This is a genomic window from Planktothrix sp. PCC 11201 (assembly GCF_900009135.1).
Lineage (GTDB): Bacteria > Cyanobacteriota > Cyanobacteriia > Cyanobacteriales > Microcoleaceae > Planktothrix.
Map to the genome: position 1 here is coordinate 238,194 of NZ_LT797710.1, position 18,136 is coordinate 256,329.

At 43.3% G+C, this 18,136-nt stretch carries 18 protein-coding genes; 10 read left to right on the top strand and 8 right to left on the bottom strand.

What is annotated here, in order from left to right; genetic code table 11:
• Window positions 1-113: 113 nt before the first annotated feature.
• From ndhC to PL11201_RS20360, 5 genes are all read left to right on the top strand, one after another.
• The gene (ndhC, locus tag PL11201_RS20340) at window positions 114-476 is read left to right on the top strand and encodes a photosynthetic/respiratory NAD(P)H-quinone oxidoreductase subunit C (RefSeq protein WP_079680691.1); all 363 of its coding nucleotides are present in this window, start codon (window positions 114-116) and stop codon (window positions 474-476) included.
• A 14-nt stretch (window positions 477-490) separates the two neighbouring features.
• Window positions 491-1,213 (top strand): NADH dehydrogenase subunit K, encoded by a 723-nt coding sequence (locus tag PL11201_RS20345; protein WP_234996789.1) that lies wholly within the window; start codon window positions 491-493, stop codon window positions 1,211-1,213.
• Entirely contained in the window at window positions 1,206-1,709 is a 504-nt protein-coding gene (locus tag PL11201_RS20350; RefSeq protein WP_079680693.1) for an NAD(P)H-quinone oxidoreductase subunit J, read from the top strand. Before PL11201_RS20345 ends, PL11201_RS20350 begins: the two co-directional genes overlap by 8 nt.
• 230 nt (window positions 1,710-1,939) lie before the next feature.
• Window positions 1,940-3,571, top strand: coding sequence for an SdrD B-like domain-containing protein (locus tag PL11201_RS20355; protein ID WP_079680694.1), 1,632 nt, complete (start codon window positions 1,940-1,942; stop codon window positions 3,569-3,571).
• A gap of 222 nt (window positions 3,572-3,793) precedes the next feature.
• Entirely contained in the window at window positions 3,794-5,056 is a 1,263-nt protein-coding gene (locus PL11201_RS20360; RefSeq protein WP_079680695.1) for a M16 family metallopeptidase, read from the top strand.
• A 51-nt stretch (window positions 5,057-5,107) separates the two neighbouring features.
• Here PL11201_RS20360 and nuoK read toward each other — a convergent pair whose 3' ends face one another.
• From nuoK to sixA, 6 genes are all read right to left on the bottom strand, one after another.
• Window positions 5,108-5,419 (bottom strand): NADH-quinone oxidoreductase subunit NuoK, encoded by a 312-nt coding sequence (gene nuoK, locus PL11201_RS20365; protein WP_079680696.1) that lies wholly within the window; start codon window positions 5,417-5,419, stop codon window positions 5,108-5,110.
• Between the two features lie 127 nt (window positions 5,420-5,546).
• Window positions 5,547-6,167, bottom strand: a complete 621-nt coding sequence (locus PL11201_RS20370) for an NADH-quinone oxidoreductase subunit J (RefSeq protein WP_079680697.1) — start codon at window positions 6,165-6,167, stop codon at window positions 5,547-5,549.
• 97 nt (window positions 6,168-6,264) lie between these two features.
• A complete protein-coding gene (gene ndhI, locus PL11201_RS20375; protein WP_079680698.1) occupies window positions 6,265-6,861 on the bottom strand; it encodes an NAD(P)H-quinone oxidoreductase subunit I in 597 nt (198 codons plus the stop codon).
• A gap of 180 nt (window positions 6,862-7,041) precedes the next feature.
• Window positions 7,042-8,160: an NADH-quinone oxidoreductase subunit NuoH gene (gene nuoH / locus PL11201_RS20380; protein WP_079680699.1), complete on the bottom strand. Its 1,119-nt coding sequence runs from the start codon at window positions 8,158-8,160 to the stop codon at window positions 7,042-7,044.
• Between the two features lie 147 nt (window positions 8,161-8,307).
• Complete coding sequence (locus PL11201_RS20385) at window positions 8,308-9,480, bottom strand: citrate synthase (RefSeq protein WP_079680700.1); 1,173 nt, start codon at window positions 9,478-9,480, stop codon at window positions 8,308-8,310.
• A 120-nt stretch (window positions 9,481-9,600) separates the two neighbouring features.
• Window positions 9,601-10,095, bottom strand: a complete 495-nt coding sequence (gene sixA, locus PL11201_RS20390) for a phosphohistidine phosphatase SixA (protein WP_079680701.1) — start codon at window positions 10,093-10,095, stop codon at window positions 9,601-9,603.
• 225 nt (window positions 10,096-10,320) lie between these two features.
• On the opposite strand from sixA, the gene PL11201_RS20395 reads away from it, so the two are divergent.
• The 5 genes from PL11201_RS20395 (at window position 10,321) to PL11201_RS20415 (ending at window position 15,959) form a co-directional block, all read left to right on the top strand.
• A complete protein-coding gene (locus tag PL11201_RS20395) occupies window positions 10,321-11,319 on the top strand; it encodes a polysaccharide deacetylase family protein (protein ID WP_079680702.1) in 999 nt (332 codons plus the stop codon).
• Window positions 11,320-11,469: 150 nt separating this feature from the next.
• Window positions 11,470-11,943 carry a molybdenum cofactor biosynthesis protein MoaE gene (locus tag PL11201_RS20400; protein WP_200816842.1) on the top strand — a complete coding sequence of 158 codons (474 nt, stop codon included), beginning with the start codon at window positions 11,470-11,472 and terminating at the stop codon, window positions 11,941-11,943.
• 192 nt (window positions 11,944-12,135) lie between these two features.
• Entirely contained in the window at window positions 12,136-13,677 is a 1,542-nt protein-coding gene (locus PL11201_RS20405; RefSeq protein ID WP_079680703.1) for a serine/threonine-protein kinase, read from the top strand.
• A 687-nt stretch (window positions 13,678-14,364) separates the two neighbouring features.
• Entirely contained in the window at window positions 14,365-15,168 is an 804-nt protein-coding gene (locus PL11201_RS20410; protein WP_079680704.1) for a TPM domain-containing protein, read from the top strand.
• A gap of 164 nt (window positions 15,169-15,332) precedes the next feature.
• The gene (locus PL11201_RS20415) at window positions 15,333-15,959 is read left to right on the top strand and encodes a precorrin-8X methylmutase (protein WP_079680705.1); all 627 of its coding nucleotides are present in this window, start codon (window positions 15,333-15,335) and stop codon (window positions 15,957-15,959) included.
• A gap of 404 nt (window positions 15,960-16,363) precedes the next feature.
• Here the strand turns inward: PL11201_RS20415 and PL11201_RS20420 are convergent, their stop codons facing one another.
• Window positions 16,364-17,107: a phosphate ABC transporter permease gene (locus PL11201_RS20420; protein WP_079680706.1), complete on the bottom strand. Its 744-nt coding sequence runs from the start codon at window positions 17,105-17,107 to the stop codon at window positions 16,364-16,366.
• Between the two features lie 187 nt (window positions 17,108-17,294).
• A complete protein-coding gene (gene dapB / locus PL11201_RS20430; protein ID WP_079680708.1) occupies window positions 17,295-18,122 on the bottom strand; it encodes a 4-hydroxy-tetrahydrodipicolinate reductase in 828 nt (275 codons plus the stop codon).
• Window positions 18,123-18,136: the final 14 nt, after the last annotated feature.

The following is an 18,136-nucleotide window of genomic DNA, read 5'->3' on the forward strand; positions in this document are numbered from 1 at the left end:
AAGCCCCATAGAAGTTTAAATTTAAGAATCCCCCATCAGATCGAAGATTAAGGGTGGGAGTATGTCAAAATGTAAAAAATCAGTTACAAACCTAGAACGGTCAGTAATTTATTGTGTTTGTTCTCAGTGGCTACGAATACTTTTTAGGCTTCCTAATCATCAGCAGCCTAGTTCCCATCCTGGCTTTGACAGCCTCCAAGATCTTAGGGCCAAAAAGTCGTCGGGGTGTCCGTCACACCACCTATGAATCAGGAAACGAACCCATTGGAGGGGCATGGATTCAATTCAACATCCGATACTATATGTTCGCCTTGGTGTTTGTCATTTTCGACGTTGAAACCGTGTTTCTCTACCCATGGGCCGTTGTCTTCCATAATTTGGGACTCTTGGCTTTTATTGAAGCCTTAATTTTTATTTCAATTCTTGTCATTGCACTGGTTTACGCCTGGCGTAAAGGTGCATTGGAATGGTCATAGACAGTGATACAACCATGACTCAAAGCGTTTCATCCGACATGGAAAAAATTATTAATCCGGTTGAGCGACCCCAAGTGACTCAGGAACTCTCGGAAAACTTGATCCTGACCACGGTAGATGATCTTTACAACTGGGCAAAGCTCTCTAGCCTATGGCCGCTGTTGTACGGGACAGCCTGTTGTTTTATCGAATTTGCGGGTTTAATTGGTTCTCGGTTTGACTTTGACCGTTTTGGTCTGGTTCCCCGGTCTAGCCCTCGACAGGCGGATTTACTGATTACCGCCGGCACCATCACCATGAAATACGCCCCGATTTTGGTGCGTTTGTATGAGCAAATGCCCGAACCTAAGTATGTGATTGCCATGGGAGCTTGTACCGTCACCGGGGGGATGTTTAGTATGGACTCCCCCTCGGCGGTGCGAGGCGTGGATAAATTAATTCCCGTGGATGTTTATATTCCCGGGTGTCCCCCCCGTCCTGAAGCAATTATTGATGCGGTGATCAAACTACGGAAGAAAGTGGCCAATGATGCCCTCCAGGAGCGGGCCAATCTCCAACAAACCCATCGCTATTACACCCGCCCCCACAATCTCAAACCAGTGGAACCGATTTTAACCGGTCAATATTTGGTGACACAATCCCGTCAGGTTCCGCCCAAACAGTTAACCGAAGCGATGGGTGGGGCAATTCCCCCTGCCTTAGTTGCTGAACCAGCCCGGGAGGAAAAACGTGGATAACACCGAAGCTCCCCTGGTTGAAGCGGGAAAAGTCTCCCAGTGGTTGACAGAAAATGGCTTTGAGCATGAATCCCTTGGCCCTAATGCCATGGGGGTAGAAATTATTAAAGTTGATCGAGACTACTTGATTCCCCTTGCCACTGCCCTGTATGCTTACGGATTTAACTGCTTACGTTGTCAATGTGCCTATGACGCTGGCCCCGGGGATGCCCTAGTTAGTGTCTATCATTTAGTTAAAATTGATGATGACGTGGAACAAGCGCAGGAAATCTGCGTCAAAGTCTTCGTCCCACGGGATGACCCCAAAGTCCCTTCAGTCTACTGGATATGGAAAGCAGCCGATTTTCAGGAGCGAGAATCCTACGATATGTATGGTATCGTCTACGAAGGTCATCCTAATCTGAAACGGATTTTAATGCCTGAAGATTGGATCGGTTGGCCTTTAAGAAAAGATTATATCTCTCCTGATTTCCATGAGTTGCAAGATGCCTATTAAGGGCAACCTGTAAATCAATCTGGCGATCCAAATTGCCAGATCTCTAGGAAGTCTGATATAGTTGCCTACGATAATGTAGAATTCATATCTTGCTCGGACTGGATACACCCTGGTGATTCCGATTAAGGGTTGTAGTTGAAGGTTAAGCAAGGAGTTCTACCCTAAGTCAAACGGAATCAGTCAAGGTTTTCGATGCGTTTCGCAATTCACTCTGGTGGAGGAGTCAAATCGTGAGTACACTCAACGGTACAACATTTAATGATATTAATCGCAACGGCATCTTTGATGCCGGGGACGTGGCACTGCCCAATGTCACTGTCTTTTTAGATACCAATGGCAATGGTTCGCCGGAAGCCTTAGAACAGGTTCGTGTCACTGACATTAATGGTTTTTATTCGTTTCCTAACCTAGCGGCAGGAAATTTTCTGGTGGGACAAATTGTTCCTCCAGGTTTCACACGGACAACGCTTGCAACCCCAGTTACTCTGACTGGAGCGGCTGATGCAACTACAGTTAACATTGCCAATACTGGAGCCGTTGCTCCTGTGGTAGTTCCGTCTTTGACCGGCAACATTAGTGGGGCTGTTTTTGTAGATAACAATCTACAGGGTCTCTACAACTACGCCTATGACGATAAAGGCAATCTTGTTACCTATAACAACACTAACGTCTACGACGTTAATGGTAACCTTGTTGTCAATCCCAATGGGTTTTCCTCTCAGACTCAGGTATACGATCCCTTAGTGGATGCCACGTTACCAAGGGTTCCCGTCTACATTGACCTCAATAACGATGGTTTCCTGAATGCTAACGAACCCAGAACCCTCAGCAATGAAGCTGGGTTCTATAACTTTAATGCTTTACCTGCTGGCTCCTACCTGTTAAGAATTGCTCAACCTGCTGATAAGGTAGACGGAGCAATCTCTATTCTGGGTGATGTACAAACAACCAATACTCCATTAGTTGTTGATGTCTTTGCTGGCTCAACCACCAACAAAGTGGATCTGGGACTTGTGGTTCCCAATAGTGTTTACGGTAAAGTCATTAATGACCGAAATGGTAATGGCGTCCCAGAAGCCAACGAACCCGGAATTAACGGCATTACTGTCTTTCTCGACTCTAACGGAAATAACGTCTTTGACTTGGGCGAAAAGTCTACGGTCAGTGCTGCTGATGGGGCCTATATTATCAAAGGCTTAAATACCAACGTTGGTCAGGAATCTAATGCCACCTTGGCTCAAAACCCCTATCTCGCCTACCAGCTTTTAGTTGATCCTCTGTCTGTCGCCAAGACTTTCCCGGTGACTTCAGTTCCCCCAACCACCGCCTACGTTAGAACATCACCAACACCCGGAGCCACCATTGATGCTCCTGTGATTCCAGGTGGTTCGGCTCAAGCCAACTTCCTGTATACTTTTGCTCAGACACCTACGGCGGTGCTGCGTGATAGCATTACAGGATTTGTTTTCAATGATTTAAACTCAGATGGGATTCTGCAACCGGGTGAACCCAACCAAGCCGGAGTCCAAGTCTATCTTGACTTCAACAACAACGGCAAACGAGATAATGATACTTCTTTGGTTGAGCCGGCTTCTGTTACCGATGCGTCGGGTTCCTTTGGCTTCTTTAACCTGACCACCCCGGGCGACTATATTGTACGGACAACCAGTAGCGGGAAGTTCCCGACAACGGCAATTCCTAATGTCATCTTAGGCTCGGGTCAAGCTGCCCAACTGGCTATAGGTGTGTCTGGTGTTCAACCTAAGCCCGCTATTAACGAAAAAACTTTGATTCCCGTTCCTGGAGTCCAAGTCGTTGCCCAAAACCCTTTCCTTCCTAACACTGGATTCCCAGTCGTTTAAATTTAGTGATTGATTGATACATCGATCTGTTTAATTAATTTTCATCCTAGGGGAGCACTAATCTTTAGAATTAGCTTCTTCTCTAGGGTGATATTTTTTGGCAAGGCAAATTCCCTGGAAAAAAGAACTCTAGCAATTTTGTATCCAGGTACTCAGATTTTCTCTACTACTGCTGATTAATTTGAAGTAGGCTACATTAAGTGGAGTTTAACACCTAATAATTTGTCTCAAGTTTTGACAACTTCAACCTTTCCCGCCCGCACTTTTAAGTTAAACAATGGTTTAACGGTGATTCATCAGCAGATGACCGCCACCCCGGTTGTGGTTGTGGATGTTTGGGTTAGGGCGGGTGCCATTTACGAACCGGATATGTGGTCGGGGATGGCACATTTTTTGGAACACATGATTTTTAAAGGCACAGATTGGATTGGGCCGGGGATGTTCGATCAAGTGATTGAAAGTTGCGGGGGTGTCGCCAATGCTGCAACCAGCCATGATTATGCCCATTTTTATATTACAACCGCCGTTCAGTATTTAGAGGAAACCTTAAACGCCCTGGGGGAGTTGCTGCTCCATGCCACGATTCCCGATGGTGAATTTAATCGAGAACGGGATGTGGTTTTGGAAGAAATTCGTCAGGCGACTGATGATCCCGATTGGCTGAGTTTCCAGGTTTTAATGGAAACGGTATATGAACGTCATCCCTACGGTCGTTCTGTTTTGGGAACAGAAGCCAAATTAATGGAGCGAGCACCCCATGAAATGCGACGGTTCCATCAATGTCGCTACCAACCGGACAATATGGCTGTGGTGATGATTGGGGATGTGGCAGAACAACAAGCCCTAGATTTGGTAAATCAGGCTTTTGGGAATTTTTTACCCCCAACCACTTACACCCATCTTTATGAAGTGGTGCAGCCCCGAATTCGGGGAATTCATCGTCGGGAACTGCGTTTACCTTATGTTGAAGAAGCCCGTTTAACCTTGGCTTGGACGGGGCCAGGGGTAGAGCAATTAAGACAGGCCTATGGACTCGATTTACTCTCCTCGGTGATTGCTTCGGGAAGAACCTCTCGATTAGTCCAAAAACTGCGGGAAAAACTGCAACTTGTCCATGATATTTGTAGCGACTTTTCCTTACAACAAGAGTCTAGTTTGTTTACAATTAGTGCTTTATTAGAACCTAAAAATTTAGAGAAAGTAGAAGATTTGATCTGTGAAGAAATTAATCAGTTAATGAACGAGCCGATTTCAGAATCAGAACTGAGGAGAAGTCAAAGGTTTCTCTGTAATGACTATTCCTTTTCAACGGAGACCCCCGGACAATTAGCGGGACTATATGGATACTATTTTACAGTAGCAGAACCTCAGATATCGGTAACCTATCCGACTCAAATTAAATCCTTTGAACCCTTAGAATTGCAAGCTATTTTGCAGGAACTGCTAAATTTAGAAAATTATGCGGTAATGGTGGTTAAACCCTAGGATTTAAGGATTAATACAAGGATTCTGTTCATCCTTAAATCCTGAGCGGGTCTACCATTTCAACAAATTAAATTCTTCCATATCTATAGTATCTCGGTTGCGATAAATAGCCAGAACAATTGCTAAACCTACAGCCGCTTCCGCCGCAGCTACGGTAATCACAAAAACAGTGAAGACTTGACCCCTAATATTAGCCGAATCCGAAAAGTTAGAAAATGCCATGAGGTTCAAGTTGACGGCATTCAATAATAATTCAATCGACATCAAAACCCTAACAGCATTACGGCTGGTAATTAACCCATAGATACCAATGCAGAAAAGAGCCGCTGCTATTAATAAAAAATACTCCAGTTGTAATTGCATAACTCTCTATTTTTCTCCGATTTTATTTTAATTCAAAAGTAGGGAATGGGGAATGGGGAATGGGGAATAGGGAATGGGGAATAGAAAGAGTTTACATCCCCCTGCTCCCCCTGCTCCCCCTGCTCCCCTACTCCCCCTTTTGAGGGCGATCACTTGCCACTGAAATCAACTCCCGGGGACGTTCCTGTAGCGTTAAAACCGGAGGCTCACTTTTTTGGGTGGGTAAAAGATCAGAAATATAATCCCGACGGGCAAGAATAATTGCCCCCACCATCGCCATTAATAAAAATACCGAGGCTAACTCAAACGGTAACAGGAAATCACTAAAAAAGTGCTGTCCAATTAAGGTCACCGAACCGCCCACGGGTTCAACAATCGGAGTAATTAACCAAGAAGTCGATAAGACCATGGTTCCTAGGAGGGCAAATAATCCCCCACAGACAATGGCGGTTGCCCCCTTTCGCAGCCAGTTTCCAGGAAGTTCTTTAAAGGTTTCTCTCTTGTTAACTAACATAATCCCAAATAGGATTAGAACATTCACCGAACCCACATAAATTAAAACCTGGGCGGCGGCTACAAAATCAGCATTGAGCAGAATATATAATCCAGCAATACTAATAAATGTACCCCCGAGTAAAAACGCAGAATAGACAATATTCTTGAGCAGCACCACACCTAAAGCTGTCCCAATCATGATCACAGCTAATAAGCCAAAGGCAACAATTTGAACCCCTTCCGCTAAATTCACAATTTCATCCTTATCAGTAATCAGTTTAATCAGTTATCAGTCATCAGTCATCAGTTATCAGTGGTTGGATGCGTGGCTTGCACCTGAAACGCTAGCGTTACTCCTGATTGCCTTTTGACTTTTGTTCAATAATCGATTCTGGGCGTAACCCGGGTCGAACCGCCGTTTCCGGTAAATCATGGGGGTCAATTTCCCCGGCTGGCAGGTAAGCGAACTCCCTCAACGGTGTGACCATGGGATCATTCGTCACCTTATAGGGCAAACGTCCGAGGGCCACGTTGTCATAATTCAACTCATGACGGTCATAGGCCGCTAGTTCATATTCCTCCGTCATCGAGAGGCAATTGGTAGGGCAGTATTCCACACAGTTTCCACAGAAAATACAGACCCCAAAATCAATACTGTAGTGTTTAAGCTGCTTTTTCTTGGTTTCCTTATTATAGTTCCAATCGACAACGGGCAAATTGATCGGACAGACACGAACACAAACCTCGCAGGAGATACATTTATCAAATTCAAAATGAATCCGCCCCCGAAACCGTTCAGAAGGAATCAATTTTTCGTAAGGGTACTGAACCGTAATGGGGCGACGACGCATATGGTCAAAGGTAACCCCAAGCCCCTGGCCGATATATTTTGCAGATTGAAAGGTTTCCTTCGCGTAATCGGTAACTTGGTTCAGAAACTTGAGCATGATGTCTCCCTCCAACAGCTATCAGTAAACATTAATTAGTTATCAGTAAAGAAAAAAATCAGTTTTAAGTCATCTGTAATCAGCATTTCAGACTCAGTTGGTAATCAGTAGCTTTCAAATTAAAATCTTACACTGAATAACTGATAACTGATAACTGATCACTGATAACTGCTACCCACCTTATCCGCCAAAAGCAACGGGAAAAGCCAGCTTGAGTGCCGCCGTTAATAGTAAATTGACCAAGCCAATGGGTAATAGGAATTTCCAGCCTAGATTTAACAATTGGTCAATCCGTACCCGAGGTAATGTCCACCGTAGTAGAACCGCCGTAAAGACCAACAGATAGGCTTTGAGAACCGTCATGGTGATACCTAACATCGCCAAAATCACCTGTAACCAGGGTGTGGTTTCACTCAATCCCAAGACTCGGACAACTACATCTACCGGAATCGGGAAATCCCAACCCCCCAAATATAAGACTGCCACAATCAAAGCCGACAGTACCAAGTTGACATAGGATGCTAAATAATACAGAGCAAACTTCATCCCCGAATATTCGGTCTGATAACCAGCCACCAGTTCTTCCTCGGCCTCGGGTAAGTCAAAGGGCAAGCGCTCACACTCGGCTAGGGCCGCAATCCAGAAGATTAGGAAGCCCACGGGTTGACGCCAGATATTCCACCCCAGAATGCCATAGCCAGACTGCTGATTCACGATATCCAAGGTACTCATACTATTGGAAATCATCACCACGGCTAGAACTGCTAAGGCTAGGGGAATTTCATAGCTAATCGATTGGGCGACGGCTCGTAACCCTCCCAATAAAGAATATTTATTATTGGAGGCATAACCGGACATTAACAACCCAATCGGTTGAATACTTGAAAGGGCAATCCAGAGAAAAATGGCGGTACTGAGATCCGTAATCACCATGTTTTGTCCAAAGGGGACAATTAAATAGGACAAAAACACGGGAATGGACACAATAACAGGCCCCAAGGTAAATAACCAGGGGTCTGCATTAAAGGGAATCGTATCTTCTTTGAACAGTAATTTCAAACCATCGGCTAAAGGGGCTAAGATTCCCATTGGGCCCATATACTCAGGGCCAATACGCTGCTGGGCGGCGGCGGAAATTTTCCGTTCTAGCCATACCGTTCCTAAAACACCAACGGTGGCAGACACAATCATTAATCCCATGGGCAGAGGCAGCCAAAACAATTTGGCAATCTCTAAGGGTAGGCCCAGACCTGTGAGGCCTTCTACAAAACTTGCTTGTAAGTCAATTCCTGGGTTCATGGAATCAGTAATCAGTAATCAGTCATCAGTCATCAGTGTAGAACTGATCACTAATTTTTTGCCGTAAACCAGTATAGCGTTTGACTGCTCTCAAAACTTTAGGGTCATAGTGTGAAAATTCACCTGGAATGCGGCTGTAAAAATGCTTTACAGGGTTTCTCCTTCTAGGTTAATGGCGCAGTTGCGTTCATGAATGGGAATATAGGTTTCATTATGGGAACCGGTATAAATTTGAGTCGGACGGAAGATCCGGTTTTTGGTGAGTTGTTCTTTCCAGTGGGCTAACCAACCCGAAACCCTGGCGATCGCAAAAATCGGGGTAAATAGATCGGAGGGAATGTTTAATTTGCGGTAAACCAGACCGGAATAGAAATCAACGTTAGGATAAATGCCTTTTTGCCCTAAACGATCAGCAACTACCCGTTCTAATTCCAAAGCAATTTCATAATATTCATCATGACCAAATTTCTCAAATAGTTGCTCTCCCAATTCTTGCAAAATGGTAGCCCGGGGATCTTTAACTTTATAAACCCGATGTCCAAATCCCATGATTTTTGATTTTGTAGCAATCAGATGATCCACATAGGGGCCAACATTTTCCACCGACCCAATTTCTTCTAACATGGTCAAAACTTCTTCATTCGCTCCTCCGTGCAATGGCCCGGCTAAGGTTCCTACAGCAGAAGCCACCACCGCATAGGGATCGGTGAGGGTGGAGGCCGTCACCATGGCTGAGAATGTGGAAGCGTTAATAGTATGTTCCGCATGCAGGGTGAGACAAATATCAAAGACCCGTGCCGCGATCGGATCGGGTTCGCGCTCATTTAACATATAGAGAAAGTTGGCGGAATAATCCAAATCATCCCGGGGTTGTACGGGATCGTTACCCTTTCGCATCAATTGGAAGGCTGCAACCATTGTCGGAATTTTAGCGATTAACCGAACAACGGCTTCTCGAATATATTCGGGATTATCCAAAGCCCGACGAGAATAGAATAGTCCTAAAGCCGCCGCCGAAGTTTGTAAGGCGTCCATGGGATGTCCGGTTTCGGGGAAACATTTCATCATGTCCCGAATTCGATATTTAATCCGTCGATGATAGCGAATTTCATGTTCAAATTCGACTAATTCATCTTTGGTGGGGAGTTTTCCCCAGATCAGTAAATAGGAAGTTTCCAGAAAGGTACTCTGGTTCGCCAGTTGTTCAATACCAATTCCTCGGTACTCTAATATGCCTTTTTGTCCATCAACGTAGCTAATACTGGATAAGGTGACCGGAACCCCCTCAAGACCGGGTTTGAATTCACTAACGGTAGTCATAGAAGTTTGTGTATGTGTGTGGATATTTATCAAGCTACATTACCAGAGCAATTGATAGTGTTTTCGTTTTGACAGGATTTTGTTATCTCTTTCTGACACTCATGCAATACCCTCGGCGCTTTAATTTAACAAAAATTTGGGGGGAGTCAGCCAGAACAGTTGACTATTCCCCATCGGGTGGGTGGCGGGCAGGGTAATTCCCATAATTCCGGCTTTTTTGACCATCAGGGATGCTTTAGGCTGTCCCCAAATCAATAATTCCGCCCAATATCCTAAATCGGGTTGATGTCCCACTAAGGCTAAACTTTTACCCCCCGTTAACTGCCAAGTTTTGTACCAAGAGATCCAATCCTCAATCTTGCCATCGGGAGCTAAGGGGGCAAATTCCTCTAGGTTAGGGGATAATCCTACGGCTTTGAGGATGTCTGCGGTTTGACGGGCGCGAATTAGGGGACTGGTGAGAATTTGATCAAATTGTAAGTTGAGTTGTTTCAAGCGAGTTGCCACTTGGCGGGTTTTGCGATCGCCTTCTTGGGTCAAAGGACGTTGATCATCATTTTCATAGGTTCCCCGTTCTGCTGCAATGCCATGACGAATCAAATATAAATTAGTCATAAGAAAAAATATATTCCTGTTGATAGCTTTATATACTAAGATTTTAAGGGTTTTATCTTGAAACCTCTGAAAATTAGTTAGGTTACATTTGTAGTCTTTTTCTTGACTTTTTATTGAAACTATGCGTCTATAATGCTGATCTTCAGGTTAGATCGGTGGATATTTTTAGGTGCAGCTTAATCGATCTCAATTCTACAATTCATTTCGGTGTGAAGGAGTAATCTCGTGGCTCAGTATAGTCCTATCCTGCGACAACAAAAAATCGCCCTCTTTGCTCTTGTAGCGGCGACTACAAGTTTTGTGATGGGTGTGATATTACCATTTAATCTGCGTGTTGAACGCGCCAGTAAACAGGGTATTGCTGCGGTTTCTTCACCACCCCAAAGGAGGATTTCTCAAGGATCTGAAAAAGCTCAAGATACTGCTTCGGTGCAGACAACTGCTCCCGAGATATCCAGGTCGGACTTAAATCCGAAAGAGGCGATCTCCCAAGGTGTGGAGAGCCTGGAAAAGACCTTAGCACAACTAGAAACTCAACGCTTTAACTATACCATTCCTGAACAGTTTCAAGGGAAAACCGTTAAACAAGTGAGTCTTTCTGGGGAACAAAAAGTAATTGCCTTTACCTTTGATGATGGCCCCTGGCCCAAGAGTACCCGACAAGTTTTAGATATTCTCAAAGATAATAATATTAAAGCTACTTTCTTTTGGGTGGGTTATGCTCTAAAAAATCAGAAGGATATTGGCAAGGAAGTGGTTAACGAAGGTCATGTTATTGCTAACCATTCCTGGAGTCATCGCTACCAAAAATATAGTGCAGCCGGAGCCACGGAGGAAATTGAAAGCAACAATAAATTAATTGAAGAAGTAACTGGGGTTGAAAGTCCCTTATTTCGACCCCCCGGGGGAGTTTTGGATAATGGGTTAGTTGACTATGCGTTGAAGCAGAATCATGTGAATATCATGTGGTCAGTGGATTCTCAGGACTGGAAATCTTCATCGGACAAAATTATTGATAATGTTTTAAAACAGGCTAAATCCGGTGGCATTATTTTAATGCACGATGGGGGAGGAAATCGTTCGGAAACGGTAAAAGCATTACCCATTGTAATCAAAAAACTCAAAGAGCAGGGTTATACTTTTGTCACAGTTCCTGAACTATTAAAACTCGCCGATCAAAAACCGGTTGAACCATCTCAACCGACCGATAGCAGTCAACCTTAAATCCATAATTAATCTAGGATTAGTGACAACGGAAAGTTCGTAGGGGCGGGTTCATCGAGATTTAGGTGATTAACAAAGATCTCAATAAACCCGCCCCTACAGGTTAATTAGTTAATTTAGGAGTTTAAGGTTGTGATTATTTCTAATAGTTTGGAACCGAAATTAACGGAAAATAAACCTCAGTTTCAGGATAGTTTTTTAATTACAATTGCGCCTCTTTTATTAGAGGAAATTTATACTTTAGCCGATGATCAAAGAAATGGGGCCATTGTGGTGATGAGTGGAATGGTGAGAAATCAAACCAATGGTCAGCCCGTAGAATCTTTAGAATATCAAGCCTATCAACCGATGGCGATAAGGGTATTTGAAAAAATTGCCACAGATATTCGCACTTCCTGGTCAGATGTGACCCGTGTGGTGATTCATCATCGTATTGGACGGTTAAGAATTGGTGAAATTAGTGTTTTAATTGCAGTGGGTTGTCCTCACCGTCGAGAAGCCTTTGAAGCCTGTCAATATGCGATTGATACCTTAAAGCATACAGCACCGATTTGGAAAAAAGAACATGGGAAAGATGGTTCAAGTAGTTGGGTGAGTATTGGGGCTTGTGAAACCAATTGTTAATCTCAATAGCAGGGAATAGGGAAAAGGGAACAGGAGGAAAAAGAAAATAGGGAATAGGGGATAGAAAAAAGTGATTAGCCATTAGTAAAAAAAGTTATTACAGAAACCTAGTTTAGTGGGATTTCTTGATACAAGCAGAACCACTTACGGCTATAATTAAATCAGCATTGTCATCTATCCATAGGCTTAAACATGAGTAAATGCCTTAACCCCGGTTGTTCACAAATTAACTCTAAAACAGCCTTTTGTCAAAAGTGTGGTTCTAAATTACTGTTAACAGATCGATATCGGGCGTTAGAAATATTAGGACAAGGAGGTTTTGGTCGGACGTTTCTAGCGGTTGATGAGCAGAAACCTTCTCAACCCTATTGTGTAATTAAACAATTTTTACCGAAAGATCAAGGTACGAATACTCAAGAAAAAGCGGGAGAACTTTTTAAACAGGAAGCGATACAATTAGAACATTTAGGCAAACATCAACAAATTCCTGAATTATTCGCCTATTTAATCCAAGATAACCGTCAATATCTAGTTCAAGAATATATTGAAGGACAAAATTTATTACAAGAATTAGCTCAAACTGGGGCATTTTCAGAAACTAAAATTATTAATCTTTTAGGAGATTTATTGCCTGTTTTAGCGTTTATTCATCAAAAACAGGTAATTCATCGAGATATTAAACCGGAAAATATTATTAGAAGAAAAAGCGATAATAAATTATTTTTAGTTGATTTTGGAGCAGCTAAAGCAGCCACCCACACGGCGTTGGCGAGGACAGGAACAGTTATTGGTTCAGCCCAATATACTGCACCCGAACAAGCGATAGGAAAAGCGACTTTTGCTAGTGATTTATATAGTTTAGGGGTAACTTGTATTCATTTATTAACTAATATTGAACCGTTTGATTTATTTGATAGTAGTGAATGTGATTGGGTTTGGCGAGATTATTTAACAGTTAAAGTCAATAATACTTTGGGTCAAGTCTTAGATAAACTCTTACAACAGGGAACAAAAAACCGTTTTCAAACGGCTCAAGAAGTATTAGAAGCATTACAATTAACCGTTAAACCGATATCACCACCAACACCACAATTTACACCGCCACCAACAGTCAAACCAACTCCCCAACCAACACCCCAACCCAATATAGAATTAAAGCCAGCTAAAGGAATTAATTATCGTCAATTAGAACAATTTTTGAAAGCGAGAAAATGGAAAGAAGCTGATGAAGAAACGGCCAATAAAATGTTAGAAGTCGCCGGAAGAACAAAGGAAGGATGGTTAAGGGTTGAAGATATTGATAATTTTTCCTGTGAGGATTTACGCACCATTGACCAACTTTGGGTAAAATATAGCAATGGACGCTTCGGATTTTCGGTACAGAAGCGCATCTATCAAAGTCTGGGTGGAACCCGGAGTTATGAGGATAAAGTCTGGGAAGCGTTTGGTGATCAGGTGGGTTGGCGTGTAGGAGGTAGCTGGTTATATTACGAAGATCTAAAATTCAATCAGACAGCACCAGTAGGCTACCTCCCCTTTCTATCAGGCCGTTTGGGGGTCGGGTGGGGTCGTTATGGGGTGGGTGGGGTTGGTCTCTTCTCTCGCGTCGAGACTTGTTTTCAAACTGCTCAAGAAGTATTAGAAGCATTACAATTAAAAGTTAAACCAACACCCCAACCCAATACAGAATTAAAGTCAGCTAAATGGTGGGCCTGGAACGGGCGGCTTTGGTGAGGTGGCTTTGTTTGTTTCTTCTCTCGCGTCGAGACTTGATGAATGTAACATATAAGGCTTACAGATATTCGTAAAGATTGATGACATTGATTGAATGTAGGGGCGGGTTCGCCGGGATTTTTGTTAATAATAATTAACCCAAATAAACCCGCCCAACCCAATAATAGGAATCAATATCAACCCGGTTTTATTAACGTTAAATTTTGGTGAGTCGGGCGGGTTTATTAAGATTATTTGTCAGATTTGAAAGATTTTGTCGAACCCGCCCCTACGGTTTTAGTGAATGTAGGGGCGGGTTAGACGGGATTTTTGTTAACAATAATTAACCTAAATAAACCCACCCAACTCCATAATAGGAATCAATATCAACCCGGTTTTATTAACGTTAAATTTTGGTGAGGTCGGGCGGGTTTATCAAGATTATTTTTCGGATTTGAAAAACTTTGTCGAACCCGCCCCTACGGGTTTTATTTTAATAATTGGGTCAGAAACCCGGTTTCTTTCTTGGCGAAAAATAATTAGGCCAGCGACGGGTGAAATTTTGCCTCCGCCTCTGGCCCGTATCTGCTCGCTGCGTGGTAACTTTATGATAAAGTTAAAAATTGTAAAGAAAATGAGAGTCTGATGATCTCTCGGTTAACAAAAAACCAATATTGATCACACTTATAAACATTTATAGGATCTCCCATGCAACAGAATTGGCTCAATAGATTGCTTCTCTCTATTGCTATATTAGCTATAACCCTCTCCACTTGGGCAATTACCCCGGTTGCTCATGCGTTTAATAATCCTGAGTTACTTCCTGAAATTCAAACTCCGGTCATTGACCTGGCGGGAATTTTTACCGATGTCCAAGAAAATATCTTAGCCAAGGACATAGAAAACTTTGAAACCCAAACGGGTTGGAAAGTTCGGGTATTAACTCAATTTGACCAAACCCCCGGTCGCGCCGTTAAGGACTATTGGGGACTCGATGATAAAAGTGTATTAGTCGTCGCCGATGAGCGGGGTGGCAATATCCTAAACTTTAGCGTCGGTCGTCAGATTTACCCCTTCCTATCTCGGACATTCTGGGTGGAGTTACAAACTCGCTTCGGAAATCAATATTTTGTGAGAGAAAATGGCGAAGACCAATCAATTATTCAATCGATTGATACCATTCAAAGTTGTTTAATCCAAGGCGGTTGTCGGGTAGTTCCGGGACTTCCTCCAGAACAATGGATTTTAACCCTCATTACTTCTGCTATCGGTGGGGTTATTTGTGGTGTGGCAAGTATTCCCCGCAAGTCGGGACAATTGATTTCCTGGCAGTGGGCGTTAATTTTCTCGCCGCTATGGGGAATTTTATTTATTGCCTTCGGAATTGGCCCGGTGATCTCCCGTACCCAAGAATGGCTTCCCCTTGTCCGCAATATTTCGGGGTTTTTAATTGGTTTCTTAGTAGCCTATCTGACTCCGATATTAAATCAGTCCTTCTCCCAGGAAGGTTAAGCAGAGTGAGGAAAGTCGGTGGGAGTTAATAGAGTCTGACCGATTTTCCCTCACTTTTTTTGGAAATCACGGCAACAACCTGATACACTGGGTGAGTTGTAATCTGGTTCCCCTAAGTAAACTTTATTTAGCCCCAGAACTTCAGTAATAATCGGCGAGTCACAATGGAATGGCATATTACGGATGCCCAGAGTTTAGGAATTATTGACGATGAAATTGGCGATCATGTCTTTTCGCCAGCCGAATATGAAATTGTGCGCCGGGTGGTCTATGCGACGGCGGATTTTGAGTATAAAAGTTTAGTGCGGTTTTCTGACCAAGCTTTACAAGGTGGGGCGGCGGCCTTAGCTGCCCGGACAACGATTGTGGTGGATGTCCCCATGGTACAAGTCGGGATTACTCCTCGCATTCTTTCGACTTTTGCGAATCCGGTTTATTGTTCCATGGAGGCGGTAACTCGACCGCAACGGGAAAAAACTCGCTCGGCTTGGGGAATTGAGACGTTGGCCCGGCGCTATCCCGAGGCGATTTTTGTGATTGGTCAGGAACAAACGGCCCTTTCTGGGATAGTCGATTTAATTGAGGCGGAGGAAATTAAGCCGGCTTTGGTGATTGCCACCCCTTCGGGTTTTGTTGGGGCTGATGTGGCTAAGTCTCGTTTGAATGATTCGATGGTTCCCCATATTCGGATTGATGGACGCAAGGGCAGTGCGGTGGTAGCCGTGGCTTTGGTGGATGCTTTGGTGGATCTGGCTTGGCAAGCCTATGGTCGAGAAGGGAATGGGAATTAATTAATTAATTTAACCACAAAGACACAAAGGGGTTGTACATACTAACCTGCTGATTCCCATATCATATTTTGGTGTTTTTGTCAAGGGGTGTTCGGAAAGGGTGGAATTTAAAAAGTTAATTATGGGTTTTTTTTAGGGGTGGTTTTTGGGGTTTTGGTTGATTTTTAGAGTTTTTATAGGCTTTGGGGCTCCTGATTTGGGGTATGGTTATAAGAAAGGCTATCTTAGTCTATTTACTAAAACTCTAACATTCGCTGAAAGTATTGTCAAGTGGTGGGCTTAATAGAAGTTATTCTCAATAATTGGGCTTTTATTAAGAATTGTGAAATGGGGATAATTTTAAATTTTAAAATTATTCGGTTGTAGGTATTAGATTAGTTAATCTATTTTGGGGGATTTTGAGGTTAGGGTTGATCATCATCATAAACCTGATCATAACCGTTTGCGGGTTGATAACGTTCAATAGCAGAAGTCTGGGGAGAGGGGGGTGCTTTTTTGGGACGACGGGACTGGAAGCGATGACTAATTTCTCTAAAAATATCTCGACGGACGTAGGGATAGTCACTAATCCAGAGATTTTGACTGGGAATATAGACATCGGAAACTTCATTAATTTCGCTTAAATCATCTAAATAAGACATCACAATCATCTGGGCAACTTGACCTCGACGTAAGCGTTTATGATTGCGATTTAGGGGGGCTTGAATTAAGGTACTAAACCCGGTAGCATCTCCGATTTCTACGTTAATTCTTCTTTCCAAGTTTTCAATAATAATTAGTTCTCCGCGCTTATTCACAGATTCCTGTTGTTCTGTGACCGCTTCACTAATATAAGAATCAAGAATTTTTCCCTGTAAAAATCCTGCATAGGGATATTTTCGATATTTAATATTCCGCCAACTCGCTTCCCAAACGGGCATCCATAACCAATATAAAGAGGAGCTAATCCCGGCGATTAATATTAGGATTCTCAGGGTATCTCCTTCTACGGTATATTCCAGAAAAATCCAAACCGCTAAACAAACCGCAGAAACCAATAGACGTTTTAAAAAATCTCTGGGTTTTCCCCAACAATACTTATATTGTTCACCTGTAGCTACAGATGGAATTAATTCTTCAAAAGTTTGACGAGTTATGGGAACAAGCATTTTTCAGTTACCAGTTATCAGTTATCAGTCATCAGTTATTAATCGAGACAAGGGAAGTTTAAGTGTTCTAATCCTTAATTTAAGGGAAAAGAGAAAAAGGAATAGGTAATGGGTAATAGGTAATAGGTAATAGTTTACTCCCCCTGCCTCCCCTGCCTCCCCTGCCTCCCCTGTTCCCTGTTCCCTACTATAAAATTTTTTCCAATCCATAAACCAAGGTTTTCAAGGCTAAGACTTTGCGAATCGCCAGTAGAACTCCGGGCATATAACAGGAGCGATCGCTAGTATCATGACGCAAGGTATAAACTTGACCCGCAGCCCCAAAAATCACCTCTTGATGGGCAATTAATCCGGGTAAACGGATACTATGAATTCTAATTCCCTCTCCAGCTTCGGCCCCCCTTGCCCCCGTGATTTTTTCGGTTTCCGTGACCAGAGGAGAATTATAGGTTTTCCCTAATTCTGCTAATAATTGTGCCGTTTGAATGGCTGTACCACTGGGAGCATCGGCTTTTTGATTATGATGTAATTCGATAATTTCTACATGATCAAAATAGCGAGAGGCGGCAATTGCTGCTTGTTGTAATAACACCATGCCAATGGAAAAATTAGGGATCAGCAAACACCCCATACTGGCTTTATCCGCAAATTCTGCTAAGTCTTGAATCTGTGCCGGACTTAACCCCGTAGTTCCCACAACTGGACGCACCCCATAGGCGATCGCCGCCCGAATATTGTCGTACACTGAATCAGGATGGGTAAAATCTACCATCACCCCGGGCTGTTTTTCCTGGGCTGCCATGGCTAACATTCCTTCTCGGTCATTAGTAATCGGAACTTCCAAGGGTTCAATTCCGACTAAAGTTCCCGCATCTTGTTCTTGATAAGCCGGGTTATGATCAATCGCCCCTAACAAGGTCATATCGGGAGAGGCGGCGACCGCTTTAATCACTTCGCGGCCCATTTTTCCGCCAGCGCCATTAACAATTACAGGAATAGGAAGGGAATTAGTCATAATAAATTCAATAG

Coding starts and splice junctions, on each gene's coding strand:
- PL11201_RS20345 (WP_234996789.1), top strand. CDS start 491: ATGACTCAAAGCGTTTCATCCGACATGGAAAAAATTATTAATCCGGTT.
- nuoK (WP_079680696.1), bottom strand. CDS start 5,419: ATGCAATTACAACTGGAGTATTTTTTATTAATAGCAGCGGCTCTTTTC.
- ndhI (WP_079680698.1), bottom strand. CDS start 6,861: ATGCTCAAGTTTCTGAACCAAGTTACCGATTACGCGAAGGAAACCTTT.
- nuoH (WP_079680699.1), bottom strand. CDS start 8,160: ATGAACCCAGGAATTGACTTACAAGCAAGTTTTGTAGAAGGCCTCACA.
- PL11201_RS20385 (WP_079680700.1), bottom strand. CDS start 9,480: ATGACTACCGTTAGTGAATTCAAACCCGGTCTTGAGGGGGTTCCGGTC.
- sixA (WP_079680701.1), bottom strand. CDS start 10,095: ATGACTAATTTATATTTGATTCGTCATGGCATTGCAGCAGAACGGGGA.
- PL11201_RS20405 (WP_079680703.1), top strand. CDS start 12,136: ATGAGTAAATGCCTTAACCCCGGTTGTTCACAAATTAACTCTAAAACA.
- PL11201_RS20410 (WP_079680704.1), top strand. CDS start 14,365: ATGCAACAGAATTGGCTCAATAGATTGCTTCTCTCTATTGCTATATTA.
- PL11201_RS20415 (WP_079680705.1), top strand. CDS start 15,333: ATGGAATGGCATATTACGGATGCCCAGAGTTTAGGAATTATTGACGAT.
- PL11201_RS20420 (WP_079680706.1), bottom strand. CDS start 17,107: ATGCTTGTTCCCATAACTCGTCAAACTTTTGAAGAATTAATTCCATCT.
- dapB (WP_079680708.1), bottom strand. CDS start 18,122: ATGACTAATTCCCTTCCTATTCCTGTAATTGTTAATGGCGCTGGCGGA.